The 18,195-nt window shown below is 45.9% G+C and carries 13 protein-coding genes; 8 read left to right on the forward strand and 5 right to left on the reverse strand.

Translation table 11 applies throughout. The annotated features are described in order from the left end of the window. Positions 1 to 616: 616 nt before the first annotated feature. Positions 617 to 1,186: a hypothetical protein gene (locus tag HGH91_RS13510; protein ID WP_168738929.1), complete on the forward strand. Its 570-nt coding sequence runs from the start codon at positions 617 to 619 to the stop codon at positions 1,184 to 1,186. Between the two features lie 42 nt (positions 1,187 to 1,228). After that, positions 1,229 to 1,567 (forward strand): hypothetical protein, encoded by a 339-nt coding sequence (locus HGH91_RS13515; protein WP_168738930.1) that lies wholly within the window; start codon positions 1,229 to 1,231, stop codon positions 1,565 to 1,567. A gap of 157 nt (positions 1,568 to 1,724) precedes the next feature. On the opposite strand, the gene HGH91_RS13520 is transcribed toward HGH91_RS13515, so the two are convergent. Continuing rightward, positions 1,725 to 2,111, reverse strand: a complete 387-nt coding sequence (locus tag HGH91_RS13520) for an SRPBCC domain-containing protein (RefSeq protein ID WP_168738931.1) — start codon at positions 2,109 to 2,111, stop codon at positions 1,725 to 1,727. A 58-nt stretch (positions 2,112 to 2,169) separates the two neighbouring features. Here HGH91_RS13520 and HGH91_RS13525 point away from each other — a divergent pair, with 58 nt between their 5' ends. From HGH91_RS13525 to HGH91_RS13545, 5 genes are all read left to right on the forward strand, one after another. Beyond that, positions 2,170 to 2,538 (forward strand): hypothetical protein, encoded by a 369-nt coding sequence (locus tag HGH91_RS13525; protein WP_168738932.1) that lies wholly within the window; start codon positions 2,170 to 2,172, stop codon positions 2,536 to 2,538. A gap of 145 nt (positions 2,539 to 2,683) precedes the next feature. Further along, on the forward strand, positions 2,684 to 5,068 hold the full coding sequence (locus HGH91_RS13530; RefSeq protein ID WP_168738933.1) for an ABC transporter permease: 2,385 nt from the start codon (positions 2,684 to 2,686) through the stop codon (positions 5,066 to 5,068). Positions 5,069 to 5,140: 72 nt separating this feature from the next. Next, complete coding sequence (locus HGH91_RS13535; RefSeq protein ID WP_168738934.1) at positions 5,141 to 7,612, forward strand: glycoside hydrolase family 9 protein; 2,472 nt, start codon at positions 5,141 to 5,143, stop codon at positions 7,610 to 7,612. A 157-nt stretch (positions 7,613 to 7,769) separates the two neighbouring features. Beyond that, positions 7,770 to 10,901, forward strand: a complete 3,132-nt coding sequence (locus HGH91_RS13540) for a SusC/RagA family TonB-linked outer membrane protein (protein ID WP_168738935.1) — start codon at positions 7,770 to 7,772, stop codon at positions 10,899 to 10,901. 20 nt (positions 10,902 to 10,921) lie between these two features. Beyond that, entirely contained in the window at positions 10,922 to 12,229 is a 1,308-nt protein-coding gene (locus HGH91_RS13545; protein ID WP_168738936.1) for a RagB/SusD family nutrient uptake outer membrane protein, read from the forward strand. Positions 12,230 to 12,271: 42 nt separating this feature from the next. Here HGH91_RS13545 and HGH91_RS13550 read toward each other — a convergent pair whose 3' ends face one another. Together HGH91_RS13550 and HGH91_RS13555 are read right to left on the reverse strand one after the other, a co-directional pair. Further along, positions 12,272 to 12,649 (reverse strand): hypothetical protein, encoded by a 378-nt coding sequence (locus HGH91_RS13550; protein WP_168738937.1) that lies wholly within the window; start codon positions 12,647 to 12,649, stop codon positions 12,272 to 12,274. A gap of 1 nt (position 12,650) precedes the next feature. After that, positions 12,651 to 12,845 carry a hypothetical protein gene (locus HGH91_RS13555; protein ID WP_168738938.1) on the reverse strand — a complete coding sequence of 65 codons (195 nt, stop codon included), beginning with the start codon at positions 12,843 to 12,845 and terminating at the stop codon, positions 12,651 to 12,653. A 65-nt stretch (positions 12,846 to 12,910) separates the two neighbouring features. Between HGH91_RS13555 and HGH91_RS13560 the strand changes: the two genes are divergently transcribed. Next, on the forward strand, positions 12,911 to 13,525 hold the full coding sequence (locus HGH91_RS13560) for a TetR/AcrR family transcriptional regulator (protein ID WP_168738939.1): 615 nt from the start codon (positions 12,911 to 12,913) through the stop codon (positions 13,523 to 13,525). Positions 13,526 to 13,691: 166 nt separating this feature from the next. On the opposite strand, the gene HGH91_RS13565 is transcribed toward HGH91_RS13560, so the two are convergent. Further along, the gene (locus HGH91_RS13565) at positions 13,692 to 15,899 is read right to left on the reverse strand and encodes a hypothetical protein (RefSeq protein WP_168738940.1); all 2,208 of its coding nucleotides are present in this window, start codon (positions 15,897 to 15,899) and stop codon (positions 13,692 to 13,694) included. 35 nt (positions 15,900 to 15,934) lie between these two features. After that, positions 15,935 to 18,154, reverse strand: a complete 2,220-nt coding sequence (locus HGH91_RS13570) for a glycosyl hydrolase family 95 catalytic domain-containing protein (protein WP_168738941.1) — start codon at positions 18,152 to 18,154, stop codon at positions 15,935 to 15,937. Between the last annotated feature and the right edge of the window lie 41 nt (positions 18,155 to 18,195).

The raw sequence follows: 18,195 nt of genomic DNA on the forward strand, positions 1-18,195 counted from the left end.
GTTAAACTCTATTGGACAGTGGATTAAATGGCGAAGTTTAAAACAGTAAAAATAAGAGATACAAAAAAAAGAGTTGAGGCAACATTCTCAACATCGCATAGTGCAGCAAGTCGATGTTGCATCTAAAAATAAAGAGAATGATAATAAGGAATAAATTAACAATATTGGTGTGGGTAGGCTTCTTGTTATTGTTTTTGGTTTGCCCCCTTTATACATTACTTCGTATTAAGTATATTTTTCGACACAATAGTAGTCTTACTACGGGGCTTATAACAGGAACTGAAAATGGTTATAGAGGAGGACTAAAGTTTAACTATAAGTTTAGGGTAGAAGGAGTAACCTATCACGGGGAAGCTGCAGGAATTTATCTATTTTCTAATGCACGGCAAGATTTTGTCGGAAGAAACTTTCCTGTAATTTATGATCGATCAAATCCAACGACTAGCATGATGCTGATTTCTCCGCATGATTTTAAATACTGTGATATTGCTTATCCAGATAGTTTAAATTGGGTATTACCGTATATTAAGTGAATAAGTGATCTTCTTGGAGTGAAATCAAGATACTGAAGTTTTTAATTCAGCATCTTAAATCCATCACGTAGAGAATAATTATTATGAACATTCAGTTTGTTATACAAACGGTTGGCTACATGGTTGCCATTTTTAGTTTAGATGGAAAAAATATTAAAATTGGGCATAGTTCGGCATATGGAGACAATTTTCAGGAACTCCTAAATGAACTATTCCAGCTTTATAAAGCTAACAAAGAAATGGATGCAGCTATTTTTCCCTTTGAGTTTGAGGTTAAATGGTACGATGACAGGGTGAATTATTCCTGGAGGATTACATCCACGGGGTTGGGTAATGACATTGTGATAAGAATCTTAGAGTTGTCACCTGTAGATCCTGGCTATCAGCGGGAATTAATACTTCAAGCGATTGAGTTTGGCTCCCTGTTCAATAATATTTACGACTCGTTGGATTATATGTTAAAACGATTCGGGCTTATTGGATATAAGAATAGCTGGGAAGTTGGGAACTTTCCAATTAGTGAGTATTTGTTATTAAAGGCGGATATCTATTGTATAGATGTATTGAGAGCGTCTTTGGGAAGCGAAGATTGGATAAAGAAGATACCTTTCCGGAATGAATTGAATATTTTTTTATCAGATGGTATACAATAGAGAAAAGCAGACCTCTTAAATAAGTAACAATAATTTATCGCCATGGGCTCATTTAATACTTTGAAACTGAAAAATTGCGCCTGCCCGAGTTGTGGTCATCTCCAAAACTGGACTATTCAGTTTAAGTATGGTGATTGTTGGCAGCATGAATATTGCCTATTTGATGAGCTGAAATGGAACGGTAATGACATTGGAGTTCAAGCAGCATCGATTGTCTTGATTGAGGGAATTAATGAGAATACTTGTCAGAATTGTTTGATCGAAGAAGTATATGCACGTATTTTTGTTGACGATAACAAAATAGTAGCGGTATCTCTTGTGGAGAAAAATATTTTATTCCCGATGAATAGTGATGGTGACTATGTAGTAATAAATGGATGATTCTTAATTCAAATATCGATATGGATTTTCCTTTTTGCACTGTTCCTAGGATCTACTGACTTCTAATCAGTAGGTCCTGGGTTCGAGCCCCAGGGGGACAATAAAGGTCTTAGAAAATAAGCCCCGCACTGCAGGGCCTTAATATCTCCACAAAAACTCAATCCTTATAAAACTCAATCAACGACCCAAAATACTGCTCATTCCACCCCGCTACCATATCTTCATACGCTTCATCCGGAATATTCGTATGCCTCAATTCCACGTCAGTTCCTTTAGTCGACGGATGTAATTTAATCGTAACAATCGACGGGTTCTCGTCTTCCTCTTCGCCGAAATACCATTGCTGCACTATTTTCTTCCCTTCTTCAAATTCTAGGTTGCGGCCTACGATGCTTTCCTCCCAGAGTGAAAATTCGGACCCTGGTTCGGTCGACATTTCCGCTACTTCTCCGCTCCATAGCTGGATGGTGGCGGGGTTGGTGAGGGCCGCATATACTTCTTCCGGCGGGGCGGCGAGAATAAAATGTTTTTTGTAATCTTTCATACCTTCAAAGCTACTGATTTGGAGAATTATTATTTACTTTTCTGTAAAATTTGGGTGTATGCAATTTACCAAACTGATCCCGACTATTTTTTACTCCGATATGAGCGTGGGCTTACAGCTTTTTGTAGATATCCTGGGTTTTGAGCTGGCATACCGGGATGATACGGGCGATCAGCCTTTTGGTATCATCAAGCGCGATACCCTGGTGATCCACCTGGTGGAAAACAGGGAATGGGCCCAGAAAGACCGTCCACAGGTCAGGCTGGAAACAGATGATATTGAGGCGGTGTATCAGCAGGTAAAGGAGCGCCACCCGGAATGGTTGCATCCTAATGCTGATGAGGTAAGGTTACAGCCCTGGGGCGCCCTGGAATTTGCGTTGAGAGATGCGGAGGATGTGTGCGTAATTATACAGCAACCGGCGTAACGGATGTCCGTTTACGGCCATGGGTTGTTCGCTTCCGGACAAATACCCCTTAGCTTTTTACCCCAAAAATCTTTATTGTAGCTGCTTTGCAACTATGGCCGCCTTCTTGTGTCTTTAAGGCGTCAACCATCAAAATCCAGTTGCCATGGTGAAGAATTACCTGAAAATAGCTATCAGAAACCTGTTGAAAAACAAGAGTATTTCGTTTATCAATATTTTCGGTTTATCGGCCGGTATGGCGGTCACCATGCTGATTGGACTGTGGATATGGAATGAACTTTCTTTCAATAAATACCACCAACATTACGACCATATTGCCGATGTATGGCAACGCCAAACGGTCGGCGGCAATAGCGGCGCTTTTAACTCCATGCCTATCCCACTGGCAGCGGAGCTGAGAAATAGCTACCCTGGCGATTTTAAGAATGTTGCCCTGGCCTCCCATGGCACTCATACCCTGAGCGCCGGCAACCAGAAATTCACCAGCCGGGGCGTGTTCATCGAAAAAGGCGGCCCGGAACTGTTTACATTGAATATGCTGAAAGGTAATCGCAATGGGTTAAAGGAGCCTGGCTCTATATTGCTTTCGGCTTCGTTTGCCCGCTCCCTGTTCGGCGACAAAGATCCCATAGACCAGCTGGTGAAAATCGATAATAACAATAAGCTGCTTGTAAAGGTAACCGGGGTATACGAAGACTTCCCCGAAAATACGATGCTGTACGAAACAACCTACATGGTGCCCTGGGAGCTGTTTATCAATACCTGGGACTGGGTGAAGAATGCGAAGGACGACTGGGGTTTTAACGCGATGCACATCTACGTGCAGCTGTCCGACCAGGCTGATATAGACAAGGTATCTGCAAAAATCAGGGATATTAAAACCTTGCATGCCGAGAAGGAGCCGGGCGTAACCACGGAAGTCTTCCTGCACCCCATGAAGAAATGGCACCTGTATTCCGCTTTTGAAAACGGGGTAAATGTAGGCGGACAAATCCGCTACGTGAAACTCTTCGGTCTTATCGGTCTGTTTGTATTGCTGCTGGCCTGTATCAACTTCATGAACCTGAGCACTGCCCGCTCTGAAAAAAGGGCCAAGGAAGTAGGTATCCGCAAAGCCATCGGCTCTATGCGTAAGCAGCTGGTCTGGCAATTTCTCAGCGAGTCTTTGCTGGTGGCAATGCTCTCATTTGTGATTTCCTTAATGATCGTGTTGGTGGTGCTGCCCTGGTTTAACCAGGTAGCCGATAAACATATTCATATATTGTGGGATAAGCCCGGCTTCTGGCTCGTCGGTATCGGGTTTAGCCTGTTCACCGGCTTACTGGCAGGCAGCTATCCGGCGCTTTACCTCTCTTCTTTCCAACCGCTGAAAGTCTTAAAAGGCACTTTCCGGGTAGGACGTTTTGCCACAGTGCCCCGCAAGGCGCTGATCGTAGTGCAGTTTACCGTGTCGGTATTCCTGATCATCGCTACAGTAGTGGTATACAGGCAAATACAATATGCCAAGAATTTACCCGTAGGATATACCCGCGACGGCTTATTATCTATCCAGATGACCACCCCGGAAATTTACCAGAATTACCAGGTTATCCGCGATGAGTTGATGCGCTCCGGCGCTATTACAGAGCTCACTCAATCCCAGGGGCCTGTTACCGATATCTGGACAAGCTCGGGAGGCTTTGACTGGAAGGGGCGAAGGCCCGATCAGCAGCAGGGATTTGCTACCATCGGCGCCAAATTTGGCTACGGCAAAACGGTAGGATGGCAGCTCACCCAGGGGCGCGATTTCTCCCCCGATTTTCCTTCCGATTCTATGGGTATGATCCTCAATGAAGCCGCGGTCAAATATATGGGACTGGAACATCCCGTAGGTGAAATTATCCGGAAGGAGGGCAAAGAATTTCATGTGCTGGGCGTAGTGAAAAATATGATTATGACTTCTCCCTATGACCCTGTGGAACCTTCACTTTATTATTTCCTGATGGAAGGTGGAAATTTTATCAATATCCGGATTAATCCCAACATGAATGCCAGTAAGGCGTTGGCCACCATACAAGACGTGATGCAGCGTTATAATCCCGCTGCTCCCTTTGCCTATACTTTTGCCGACCAGGAATACGGCAAAAAATTCAGCGAAGAGGAAAGGATTGGGAAGCTATCTACGTTCTTCGCGTTGCTCGCCATCATGATCAGTTGCCTCGGACTATTTGGACTAGCCGCTTTCGTAGCCGAACAACGTACCAAAGAAATTGGTATCCGCAAAGTGATGGGCGCCTCCATATTCCAGCTGTGGCAGCTGTTGTCGAAAGATTTTGCGCTGCTGGTGGCCATCTCCTGTTTGATCGCCATTCCCGTGGCCTGGTATTGCCTGAACAACTGGCTCCAGCAATACCGTAATCATACCACTATCGTTTGGGAGATCTTCGCATTTACCGGCCTCGGCGCTTTAATGATAGCATTGCTGACTGTCAGTTATCAATCGGCCAAAGCGGCCATGGCTAACCCTGTAAAGAGTTTGAAGGCAGAGTAGCCGGAAATTATTTCTTCCGGTTGTCAGTTGAAAAAGGTATTTTTATTAATACCTTTTTCAACCACAATCCATATGAAGTATACCCGCCCATTTGTTTTATACCTGTTATGCTGGCTACTCTCATACAGCGATAGTCATGCGCAGTCGTGGGTACGCATCAATCAGCTGGGCTACCTGCCCGGTGGCATAAAGGTAGCGGTATGGGGAACGAAAGCCGACCAGGCCCCTCCGCAATTTCAACTCAGGGAAGCTACCACCCATAAAATTGTTTTTACCGGGAATGCCAGTGGGCCGTTTGGCGCCTATGGCCCTTTTACACAAACGTGCCGGTTGGATTTTAGCGTTTTTAAACGCCCCGGTATCTATTATCTCGAAGCTGGTACCGCCGTTTCTCCCGTTTTTCGTATAGCCGATAATGTATATGCCGGTACGGCCGATTTCCTGTTGCGTTATATGCGGCAGCAACGAAGCGGCTTCAATCCTTTCCTGAAGGACTCCTGTCATACCCACGATGGCTATACGATGTACGGCCCTATGCCGGACAGTACCCATATAGATGTGGTAGGCGGCTGGCATGATGCCAGCGACTACCTCCAGTATGTAACTACTTCGGCTAATGCCACCTATCACCTGTTGATGGCTTACCGCGATTTTCCACAGGTATTTGGAGATAAATACGCAGCCAATGGCCTCCCCGGAGCGAATCACGTGAAAGATGTGCTGGACGAGGCCCGGTGGGGACTCGACTGGCTCCTGAAAATGCATCCGCAGCAAAATTATATGTTTAACCAGGTGGCCGATGACCGTGATCACCACGGTATGCGCCTGCCTGCCGAAGATGATTTCTACGGAAAAGGCTTTGAGCGGCCGGTATATTTTTGTTCGGGAAAACCCCAGGGGCTGGGCAAATACAAGAACAAGACAACAGGCGTCGCTTCTACCGCAGGTAAGTTTTCCAGTGCCTTTTCGCTGGGATATGACCTCTTGAAAGATGCCGACCCCACCTATACCCAATTGTTGAAAACAAGGGCGTTGTCGGCCTGGCAAATGGGGCGGCAACAACCGGGAGTCTGTCAAACGGCTTCCGTGCTTTCTCCTTACATCTATGCGGAAGATAACTGGACCGACGACATGGAACTGGCGGCAGCAACCTTATACAACATCACCAGCGATACCGCCTATCAGCACGTGGCCTGGGATTATGCCCAACAGGAAAAAGTAACGCCCTGGCTGGGAGCCGATACGGCTAATCACTACCAATGGTACCCGTTTATTAACCTCGGGCATTATGCACTGGCTACTCATAGTAAAGGATCTTCCCGGCAACAGCTGATTCAATATTATAAAACCGGTATCGAAAGCGTGTGGAAACGCGCCAGGCAAAATGCTTTCTACCGGGGCATTCCATTTATCTGGTGCAGCAATAATCTTACTACCGCTTTTGCTATCCAATGCTACTGGTACCGGCAGCTCTCCGGTGATGCCGCTTTTTCAGCCCTGGAGCAGGCCAATACCGACTGGCTGCTGGGATGTAATCCCTGGGGAACCAGCATGATAGGAGGACTACCGGCCGGTGGCGATACGCCGGAAGACCCGCACTCGTCTTTTTCGGTAGTCGGTCATTACCGGGTAGATGGCGGTCTTGTGGATGGGCCTGTTTATACCAATATCTACAAAAACCTGATCGGTATCAAGCTATCGAAACCAGATGAATATGCGGCCTTCCAGAGCGACCTGGCCGTATACCACGATGATGCCGGCGATTATAGCACCAACGAACCTACTATGGACGGCACCGCTTCCCTGGTGTACCTCCTGGCCGCCAAAGCCAGCGAAGGCGCCGGAAAGCGGCAATATGACCACGGCGGCATTATACGGGGCGATAGCTCCCGGAAACAACTGGTACTCGTGTTTACCGGCGACGAATTTGCCGACGGAGGAACGGCTATACGCAACACCTTGCGCCAGCACAAAGTGCCGGGCGCTTTTTTCTTCACCGGCAAATTTTACCGGAATCCATCTACACAAATACTTATTCAACAGCTGAAAGCTGATGGACACTACCTCGGTGGTCATGGCGATCAACACCTGTTGTACTGCGACTGGCAACAACGGGATAGCTTATTGGTGACGAAAACACAGTTTGGCGACGATCTTTCCGCCAATTACGCTGCCATGAAAAAGGCAGGGATAACCAATGCTCCCTGGTTCCTGCCAGCCTTCGAATGGTATAACGATAGTATCGCCACCTGGACCTCCGAAGCGGGTTTGCAGCTGGTCAATTTTACTCCCGGTACCGGGTCTAACGCGGATTATACTTATCCAGAGATGGGGAAAAAATATCGCTCTTCTGAAGAAATTTACAAGTCGGTGTTACAGTATGAAAGTAGCCATACTGGAGGGTTAAACGGTTTTTTATTATTACTGCATATAGGGACTGATCCGCGACGGTCTGATAAATTTTACAACAAACTTCCTGCTCTCATTGTTGCATTGAAAAGCAAGGGCTATCATTTTGCCACCCTTGCTGAGGTGTTAAAATAATGACGGGGAGAAACATTGCCAGCCAGCATATTATCAACCGCGGCTAAGGTAAAGATCACTTGTTACGGAAATTGTCTTCACATCGCATCCAATTGCTTGTTATGCCCGCAATCCTGTTGTGTATATCAACCATTCATAAATCTGCTAAAACTTCTCTATGAACACGTTTCTATTGATGAAAGTGGCGAAAGGCCGGTTCCTGTTGCTGTTCCTCGCTATTAATTTCCTGGCCACTGCCGCATGGGGGCAGGTAAAAATTTCCGGCCAGGTAACAGACGATCAGCATACCCCGCTACCCGGTATCACGGTAGTAGTGAAAAATACCCAGCAGGGAGCCCAAACAAACCCTGATGGCCGGTATACCATAAATGCCAACCTGAAACCAGGTAATTACACGCTGGCGTTTTCCGGTATAGGGTTTACGCCCCGCGAAAGCGTGTTGGTCGTTGTAGAGGGCACTACGACCTATACGCAAAACATGCAGCTGGCTACTTCTGTATCCAAACTGGACGAAGTAGTAGTAACTGGTACATCTGAAGGTACTACCCGCCGCCAGTTAGGTAACTACATCAGCACGGTGAAAGCGGACGAAATCAACAAAGGTGGAACTGGAAATGTGCTGGCCGCATTACAGGGTAAAACCGCTGGCGCACAGATCTCGCAAAACTCCGGTGACCCTTCGGGAGGCATCTCTGTAAAACTACGTGGTATCAGTACCATATCAGGATCTACAGAACCACTCTACATCGTGGATGGGGTGATTATCGACAACTCTACTACCCGCGTTACCAACTCCGATCCAAACTACGGTGTTGGTTCTACAGGCGATAACTTCGTAGGTAGCGTAGGACAAAACCGTATGGCGGATATCAACCCCGCCGATATAGAAAGGATAGAAGTGCTGAACGGCGCCGCTGCAGCAGCCATCTACGGTTCCCGTGCCAATGCCGGCGTAGTGCAGATATTTACCAAAAGAGGAAGTGCCGGCGTGCCGGTGATAAATTTTTCTACCACTTTTTCCGTTAACCAGCTCCGGAAGAAACTGGATGTAAACCAGGCGCCCACTAAGTTTGGCGGATCGCCCAACGATTCTACACAGAATATCCTCACGCCGGCCGTAGTCAGCACCACGCCGGTACAACGCTACGACTACCAGGACTTTATTTTCCGCACCGGCGTAGGAACGGATAATAACATTTCTGTGGCCGGTGGTAAAGACAAAACAAAATATTATACGTCTGCCAGTTATCTCTATAACCAGGGTATTATCAGGAATACAGATTTCAGCCGGTACAGCTTCCGCGTTAATCTCGACCAGGAGATCAATGACTGGATCAGCTTCAACGCCAGCCTGAACTATGTATACAGTAAATCGAATGAAAAGCCCGATGGGAATACGTTCTATTCACCCATGAACTCTGTTACCATCATCGGCAACTACTACGATATACAAAAGCGGGATGCATTTGGTCACCTGTTGAAAGTAGGAGAAAGAGGACGGGTAAACCCTGTTTCTGTTATTGAAGATTTCAAGCAACAGCAACATGTGGGCAGGGTCATTGCCGGTGCTGGTATTAAGCTGCGGCCCATTAAGAACCTCACGGTCGACTATCGTATGGGTATCGACAACTATAACCAGGAAGGTACTACGTTTATGCCAGCCTTTGCCTACAATGTAAGCCCCGCATTCTATGGTGGAGGGCCTACGCTCGATCCGAGCCAGAATGGTTATGCCAGCGCAGGTAACAACAATTCCTTCATGATTAACCATGATGTAAATGCTACCTATAACTGGGATATCAGCGATAAACTCACCTCTGTGACCCAGCTGGGATATTCACTCCAATACCAGCGTATGCACTATACCCTGGAACAGGGAAGAGGGTTGCCTCCTTTTGTACAAACATCTGACAGGGCCACTACTATTATCCCCGGTGCAGATCAACGAACAGAGGTATCTATCTCCGGTGAGTTTATCCAGCAAAACTTTAAATACCGCAACCAGCTGTTTCTTACCGGTGCGCTCCGTTTAGATGGCTCTTCTGTTTTTGGTGTTAATGAAAGAAACCAGCTCTACTCCAAACTGAGTGGTAGCTACGTGTTGTCGGGCACCGATTATTGGGGAAAATCAGGTCTCAGTAAATGGTGGACGCTCTTTAAACTGCGTGCTGCCTATGGTGAATCCGGCAACCTGACCGGTATTCCTGCCTATGGCCGCTACAATACCTACCAGGCTACGGCGTTCATTGGTGCGTCTGCATTCCAGTCGCCCGCTACCTACACCAACCCGGATGTAAAACCTGAGCGGCAGAAGGAATTGGAATTCGGTACGGATCTGTCATTTTTAAACGATCGTATATCCTTATCCGTTAACTACTATCGTAAGAAAGTGGAAGACCTGCTGATCAGTCGTGCTATTGCACCTACCAAGGGATATTCCTTTTACCTGAGTAATGTGGGCACCCTGCAGAACAATGGGTTAGAAGTAGTATTGAACCTGGTGCCGGTAAAAGTGAAAGACTTTACCTGGAACCTGACTGCTATCTATAACCATAACCGCAATAAAGCGGTGAATATTGGCCAATCGCTGATCCTGTATAATACCGTGGGTGGTGCGCCGGTAGGCATTGCCAATGGTGAGCCTATCGGGTTTTTCTACGGTACCTTCTTTGCCCGGGATGCCAATGGCAATATCCTGAAAAATCCGGCCGGCATTCCTGTCACCGAAGCGGGTGTTCAAAATACGCCGCTAACGTATACGACCCAACGTGATCCGGCTACCGGCTTGCCTCCTGCCACGGCGGCGGCACTGAATACAAAAATTGGAGATCCTAACCCGAAGTACACAGGTACTATTACCAGCGATTTCCAGTATAAGAAATTGGGATTGCATGTACAGGTAGATGCCGTACAAGGGGTAAACGTATTTAATGCCGACTGGAGAACCCGGCAAGGGGTGGATAATGGTAAGATTGCCGAAATGGAAGACCGGGGCCAGCTGCCACGTGGCTTCATTGTCGGCAACTACAATATCCAGGAATGGAGAATAGATGATGGATCGTTCGTAAAACTGCGTGAGCTGTCATTGAGTTATAGCGTGGGCAAACTGAAAGGTATCAGCGACCTGACAGTAAGCCTGGGCGGCAGAAATTTAATCTCCTGGGATCATTACAAAGGATACGATCCGGAATTGAACGCCGCAGGACAAAGTTCTGTACTGCGTGGCATCGATTTCGGTGCGGTGCCTATTCCCCGGAGTTATAACCTGTCTGTTCGCCTTAAATTATAAATCACTTTAAAAGATCCATCATGAAACGATATGTCAAACAATGCTTGCTGGGTGTGGTAGCCATTAGTTGTATCACTGCCTGTAAGAAAGATTACCAGGACCCGTCAGGACCATCGTCAGAACAGGCTTACAGTACGCCTAACGCCTTAGCCAATGCAGCTGTAGGGCTGCAGGCCTGGTACGAAAAAGACCGGATTGGGATATTATATACCAGCGTGGCTTCCGGTAGTTTACTCACCGGGGAAACCTTTGTCACCAACCCGGGTAATACCGATGAAGCGCAAATAGGCGCCGGCGGAGTAAAGATTCTTAATACCAATGCAATTGTTACCGGGTTATGGTCGGTGAGCAATAAGATCCGTTATGAAGCCGATAGTATTATGCGCCGTACCAATGCTATCGTTTCCGATAAAGGGTATGCCAGCGGTATCATTGCTTACGCTTCTATCTTTAAAGCGCTGGCAATTGGCGTACAGGCCAGCTTTTGGGAGCAGGTGCCGGCGGGTAACAGTACACCCGGATCTACTACCAATAATGTGAACTTTATTGCCGGGCAGCAAGGCTTTGCACTGGCAGCATCTACACTGGATAATGCTATTGCTACGGTAACGGCAACGCCTATAGGTAGTAATTTCCAGGTAAATGTACCTGCCAGTGTGGATATTGTAAATACGTTGTATGCCTTGAAGGCCAGGTATGCTTTATATGCCGGCGATTATGCCGGCGCCCTAGCAGCAGCGAATAAAGTAGACCTTACGGTAAAGTCAGTATTGGGATTTAATCCCCAGGTTACCAATCCGATTTATACCCTGGTGACTGCCACCAATAATATCTACAATGTGGTAGACTCCACTATGGGGTTGCCGGTAGGCTTGCAGCCTGACCTGGCGGATAAGCGCGTACCGTTTTATATTGCTACCAGGACGATAAAACCACATTTTAATATCAATGGTTTTTTTCTGACCAATGTCACCGCGGTACCTATTTATTTGCCGGGAGAAATATTGTTGATAAAAGCAGAATGTTATGCCCGCCAGCACGACGTACTCAACGGATTGTTGCAGTTGAACAAAGTGGTGACCAAAACGCCTGCTGCCGATCCTTTTGGCGTAGGTGCTGCCCTGCCGCCAGCTGTAGCCGCTTCAGAACAAGACCTGCTCACCTTGATTTTTCAGCATCGCCGGATAGAATTGTTTATGGGCGCGCAGGAGTTGGAGGATAGCCGCCGCTTCGGCAGGCCCGTAGCTGAAAGAAAGAGGAATTACTTCCCGTATCCGTTTGTAGAGCGGAATGATAACCCCAATACCCCGCAGGATCCTGCATTTTAATAATTGTACAATGGTTGCTGCCAGCAGGCGGCAACCATTGTTTTATACTGGTTTCTTAAATAGAGGAAGATATGGATTCCCGTGGAAGTAATAGTAGAAGAAGCTACCCCCAAAATAGGCGGCCACGTCCCACCAGTCGCCGGTATAACGAGAAGAAAAATGCGGCATGATCCACTCAAACACCACCGCCGTATAACCAGCCATGAACAACAAATAGCCCAACGGATAAGTATAGTTGGCATTGCATACAATAAACCGGCGGATGAAATGAAGCGATAAGTGCGCCATGACAGGTACTGCTACCAGGTCGGTCAGATGATCATTCAATACCGGGATGGGTTGGTGCAAATGCCTGCACAGGTGAATAATACACCACGTTACCCCGTACGTGATAAATAAGGGGTCAAATAATTTTTTCATCTCACAAAACAAACATAATGGCTCCCCCCAGCAGTAATGTAACAACAAGTACCATTACGGTGAACAGGTAGAATCCACTTGTCTTCAATATTTTTACCGGTGCGCTATCGCCGGGAGCGATAGGAAATATGCTGCCTCTCAACCTTTTAAGTAAAGGCATTTCATCCTGTACCGGTTCGTTTGATTCGTTTTGCATATCTTTAAATTTAGAACAAATGTACTAATTATTTTTAAAATCAGATCAAACATCTAAATTTGGATATGGATACTAAGGAGCGCATTCTGAAAACGGCTTTGGAGTTATATAATAGCCAGGGAGTTAACACTATTACCAGCAGGCATATTGCCGCTAAAATGGGGATCAGCCCCGGCAATTTGCACTATCACTTTAAGCATACCGACGAAATTATTAAAACGCTTTACGACCGCCTGTCGGCCGATTTTGACCGGATAGTAGCCAGTGTGGAAGCGCTGGAGGAAGTAGACCTACACATGATCCGTAGTTCCGTTACTACTTCCCTGGAGCTGGGATATAAATACCGGTTTATATTTTTACATTTTGTGGAGATAGGATTGCGTATACCCGCGGTAAAGAAGGACTATGCGGCGTTGACACAAAGACGGGAGAAGGAATTCCTGTCTGTTTTTGAGAAATTGAAAGCCAATGGCGTATTCAGGGCCGATTTACCAGAAGAAGTATTGAAAGCATTTGTTACCCAGATTTTTATTGTGGGCGACTTCTGGTTATCCAACAACGAACTGACATTAAAACTAAAAGGCAGTAAAGCTATTGCGCATTACAGCGATATATTTTCCAGTATGTTTTACCCTTATTTAACGCCGGCGGCTATGCAGCTGGCAAAAGGGAACCAATAGTGGCACAGGCCACGGGCTGTTTCACGGGACCTGTACCACTATGGCGGTTATGCCAGCTATTATCTGCCTCGCCCCGCGTTCCGGGAGCAAGGGCCGGCCTTATTTTTTGGGTAATTAGCGAATTTTCTGGCGGAACATAATTGAACTACTAAGTAATCTTGGCGTACTATTTTATTTCAATCCCATCCTCACCGGTTTGCAATGAAATATTTTTATGGTGACAATTTACATTTTGTAATACTCCCTTAAAAGGACGTTTAAGAGCTGGGTCAACCAGGATCTTTGTGCCAGATATATTGGGATCGAATCCAAAGAAAGTTTGTATAACTACTTCAGCGAAAGTACCGCCCCCTGAGGTTTCCCGCATATTGCCCCAGGCTTCGGATATTCGTACCGGTGCATCCTTCCGATTATAGGTAGGTCCGTAAAATTCATGCGCCTGCGTAAATGACCCTTCCAGCGTTACCGCCGAAATGCGTCTGTAAAAGTCAAAAGCTGAACTGGCATCGCCTAATTGCCACATGGTATGCATGGTTAACGGCAACCAAACATCGTACGAACCATATGGGCCATGGTCGGCACGGTAAGTATAGGCAGCGGCACTATCGCGTAGGCTCATGGCACGCATCCAGTTATCGGTCATCAATTCTGACTTTACAAAGTTATTCATCTCCTGCTTCTGTTTTCTGGATAAGTCATTTACCAGGGCATCGCCGGCATAAGCATAATCCATACAATGCCGGATTTCAACCTTATTCCCTTTTTCGTCATATGAAAGCCAGATACCTTCTCCTTCTTTGTACAATTGCATCACGATGGGTAGTAATTTGTTAGCCTGGATTTCCATTTTTCCCGCACTGACAGGATTTCCCTTAAACCTTAGCCATCCCGCCATTTTTCGGAGCATATAAATTACTTGTGCATTCATGGCGGCTACATAGTGTGTGTAGTTCGGATCGCACTCCAGCAGGCACTCATTCCCTCCGAAATCTGTTAGCCCTGTTTTGTTTTTTGGTAATGTTTCCCAATCAACAGCAATCCGGTTTAAATGCTGAAAAACAGTTCTTCCGTCTTCCAGGGCTTCATCCAAAAAGGCGGTATCCTGTGTAACTCTTAAATAAGTGTCTGCAGTTTTAAAAAAAAGGCAGGCATTAAAGGCATAGCCAAACATCCTGTTATAATGAGTGGTATCATACCCTGAGGTTTGACGAATATCCAGCCATGCGCCATTTCGGAGATTTTGTACCAGCCAGCGTCTGAGCGTCGCTTTCATTCCCTTGGGTTCCAGTAAAGACCAGAGCGTTGGTAATACTGCCAAATCTCCGTAAAACTGTGTGCCATCATCCCTTTCCCCGTTAGTGATAAAGGATACAGGATATATTGGAAATTGTGAACGTTCAACCGATAGCAAAGTAAAAATCCCCATATAGTAATTCCTTTGCAGGGCAGCATCAGTTGTTTTCAGTACAGGTGCATGCCCGGAGTAATGTGAATTGTTGACGGTAAAGGCATCAGCCCAACGGTTTGCCCATTGAAACTTACAGTCCTCGAAGGCAGCATTAAATGCTTTCGCCCACATGTTCACGCAGCTGTCGATGTAGTGCCCTTTCGCATGATTGATATCACCCTGGATAAAACCATCGGTAGTCGTCAACTGCGTATCTTCATCTCCTGCTACAAAGCCTATAGTATAGGTTTCTCCTGGTTTTAAATCTATATGCCAATTCCAGAGTGCCACGATATATGCATCGATATCTATTTTATCGGGAGGAGACGTTGGGCGAACAACTGTAATGACACCTTTTCGCTGGAATTCGTTGGCTACTCCAATCCCATCGGGCTGTATGCTGCCAGGCACCTTCATCGTTAGTTTGAACCTCTTTGCTGTTAAAGTGGTATTGGTACATTTGACGGTTAAAAGAACACCCCTTTTCTGATGCATTAACCTGGTATCAGTTTCTACCGATAATCCATTACAATGTTCATTCCTGCGGAGGACCCGATAATTGCCCTGTTTTAATTCTTCCGATTGGTATTCGATGCCGTCAATTAGTAATTTCAACGCCGGATGCCCACGTTTCCATATACTTGGTTCACGGGGATCCGCATAGGCTGCCAGGTTGTACAACCAACCTCCCGGGTTAAAAAAATAGGACGTCAGATCTTTATCCACAATCAGCATATTATGACAATTATGCAATGAAGGTGGATTGACCGCCAATTCTTGTGGAATCCATGTTCCCGCCAGTTCATCCAATGTGGGAATCCCCAAATCATGTGCCCGCTGATCTGCCGACACACTTTGTGACTTGATTTGCAGGCTGCTCAAGACGATCGCAAGTAAACATGAAATGAAGAAAAGTGTTTTTTTCATTATATCCGGTTCATATGATGAATGATAACAGCCGTTTATTCCGGCATTATTTTTATTTTTTCGCCGGCCTCCGTTGATATGGTAAACCTGGTTCCGTTGAGCAGTTCGGCAGGTTTACCTGCCCTGAGCAACTTCACCTGTTTACTGCCCCAGGGATTCACAATAGTTAAATGCCGTCCTCTCTCACTAATGATCTCCACGTCGGAAATGTTGCCGGCTTTTCTTTTTGCTGAAACTAAAAATGCGCCATTGGCCCTCAGATTATTAAACGAGGCATCAATTTGTGGAGGAAGAGAAGGGAATAGCCGGATAACGTTGCCTACACTCATACAGAGCATTTCATCGACGGCATTGGTTACTACGCAGGAGTTTTCTACACCGTGTACATTATTGTTGATAAAGCCATTGGGGCGTGTATTGGCTACAAAATCGTGCAGCTTGCTATATATAGTGTCCGGATTATAACCAACCCGGATGGCTGCCATAAAGAAGCTACTGCTGGTATTATAATCTTTCCAACGTTTCATTTCATCGATAGTATTCCTGGATATAGACAGCAGCGCAGTGTCGCTATCCAGTGTAATGGCATTGGCCGGATAGATATGTTGGATACCTAATCCATTGTCGGGGTGCCAATCCTTACCTTTCTCTGTATAGCGAAAAACGGTTCTCCCATTCCTGGTTTGCAACGGAAATTGACTGATATGGCTCAAAATGCTTTCCCATTTTACCATTTCTTTTTCGTTGACATGTAGATAGTGGCTCAGGTCAATCATTAAATTAAAAACAGATCGAACTAAACCTAAAGACAATATGGGATTGATGTCGTGACCGGACCCCTCATGTATTGCATCGTTGTAAATTACATAACGGCCTTCTTCAAACTTTAGATAATCTTCCCAGAACTCAGCCACAGACCGTGCATAGGGATAAATTTTTTTGGCATAGCTGGTATCATAAGTACTATACCAGTATTGCCCTAAGTTAAGTAATGCGTAAGCGGCATTTGACCGTTGCTGCCAAAACATTCCGCCCTTTTCAATGCCTTCGGGATGAAGATGGGTATAAAATGTATCTACCTGCCTGGTAACTTCTACACCCAATGGCCCAATACCTACAGGATACAATATACCTCTTGTGTGTGTTACATGCTCCGCATACCATTTACCTCTTGGCATGAAGGCAAGAATGGGAGCGTCGTAGGGTAAAGCCTGCTCTAACCGGTTAGCTGCGTATAACGCGTAGAATGGCGCTTCGAAGTTGTAATTCAGGTGGTAGTCGTTGTTCCAGGCGGGAGCATCACTGGAAATCCATCCGAAAATACCAGGAGGAAAATTTACATCTCTGCTGCAGGCGCCCATTGTATACAAGCCTTGATAATAGCTCTTCATGAGTACTGAGTCGTTCAGCAATACATTGGATTGCTGCCAATATCGTTTCCACCACGCATTATGCTGTTGGAGGAACGGGGGAATGCTTTTTTGTGTAAAACCGGATATACTGTTTTTAACATACTCCAATGGGTTCTTTTGCTTGAAGTTACTCTCAACAGCTATCGCGAGGAATAGTGGCTGCCCCTTTTTTATGAGTAGCTGAGATGGTGTATCATAATTAATTGTCTTCATCGCAATAGATGCAGAAGCAGGAATATCGACATGGTCATCGAAGGAACGTGTTTGCCAAATGATGCTTTTTGACTGTCCATCGGAAAGTTTTGCCGTTTCATTTTCGGGTGCCCCAAGCTTAACTGACACCGTTCCGTTTTGTTTCAATGCATCCACTTTTATGAAAATCAGGTTTTTCGTAGCACAAACCCAGGAAGTGACTGATATGTTTTGACCAATGCGAGCAGAGGTTTCACCATTCCAGATATCCTGACTGGCTGAAAATGACTGATCACCCGTCTGCGGGCCTTTTCCGGTATTGTGAAAAATAATGTCCAGGTAGGCTACCAATCTGCTACCTGCCACATCGGCTTCTTTCTTCCCGTGTCCATATCTGGACTCCCATCTGCCAAAATCAGTTTTTGAAATATAGAATCTTAGACTGTCGTGCTGATATCCTAATGTAGCCAATAGGTCACCATTGCCCATCAGCGGTGCATCGGTTGAAAATTGCGTCGGAATATTTCGGGGAGCGCTTGTCCATATATTCTTATATGGAGGAATAAAGATCGCTTGAGAAAAGAGCTGAATAGGAAATAGAAAGCAAATAAATGCGATAACCAGCCTTTTTTGAATTAAAATTCGATTCATTTTTTCAATTTTAAAGAACAGTCAATAGGATGACCACATTT

Source organism: Chitinophaga eiseniae, assembly GCF_012641265.1.
GTDB classification, from domain to species: Bacteria; Bacteroidota; Bacteroidia; order Chitinophagales; family Chitinophagaceae; genus Chitinophaga; species Chitinophaga eiseniae_A.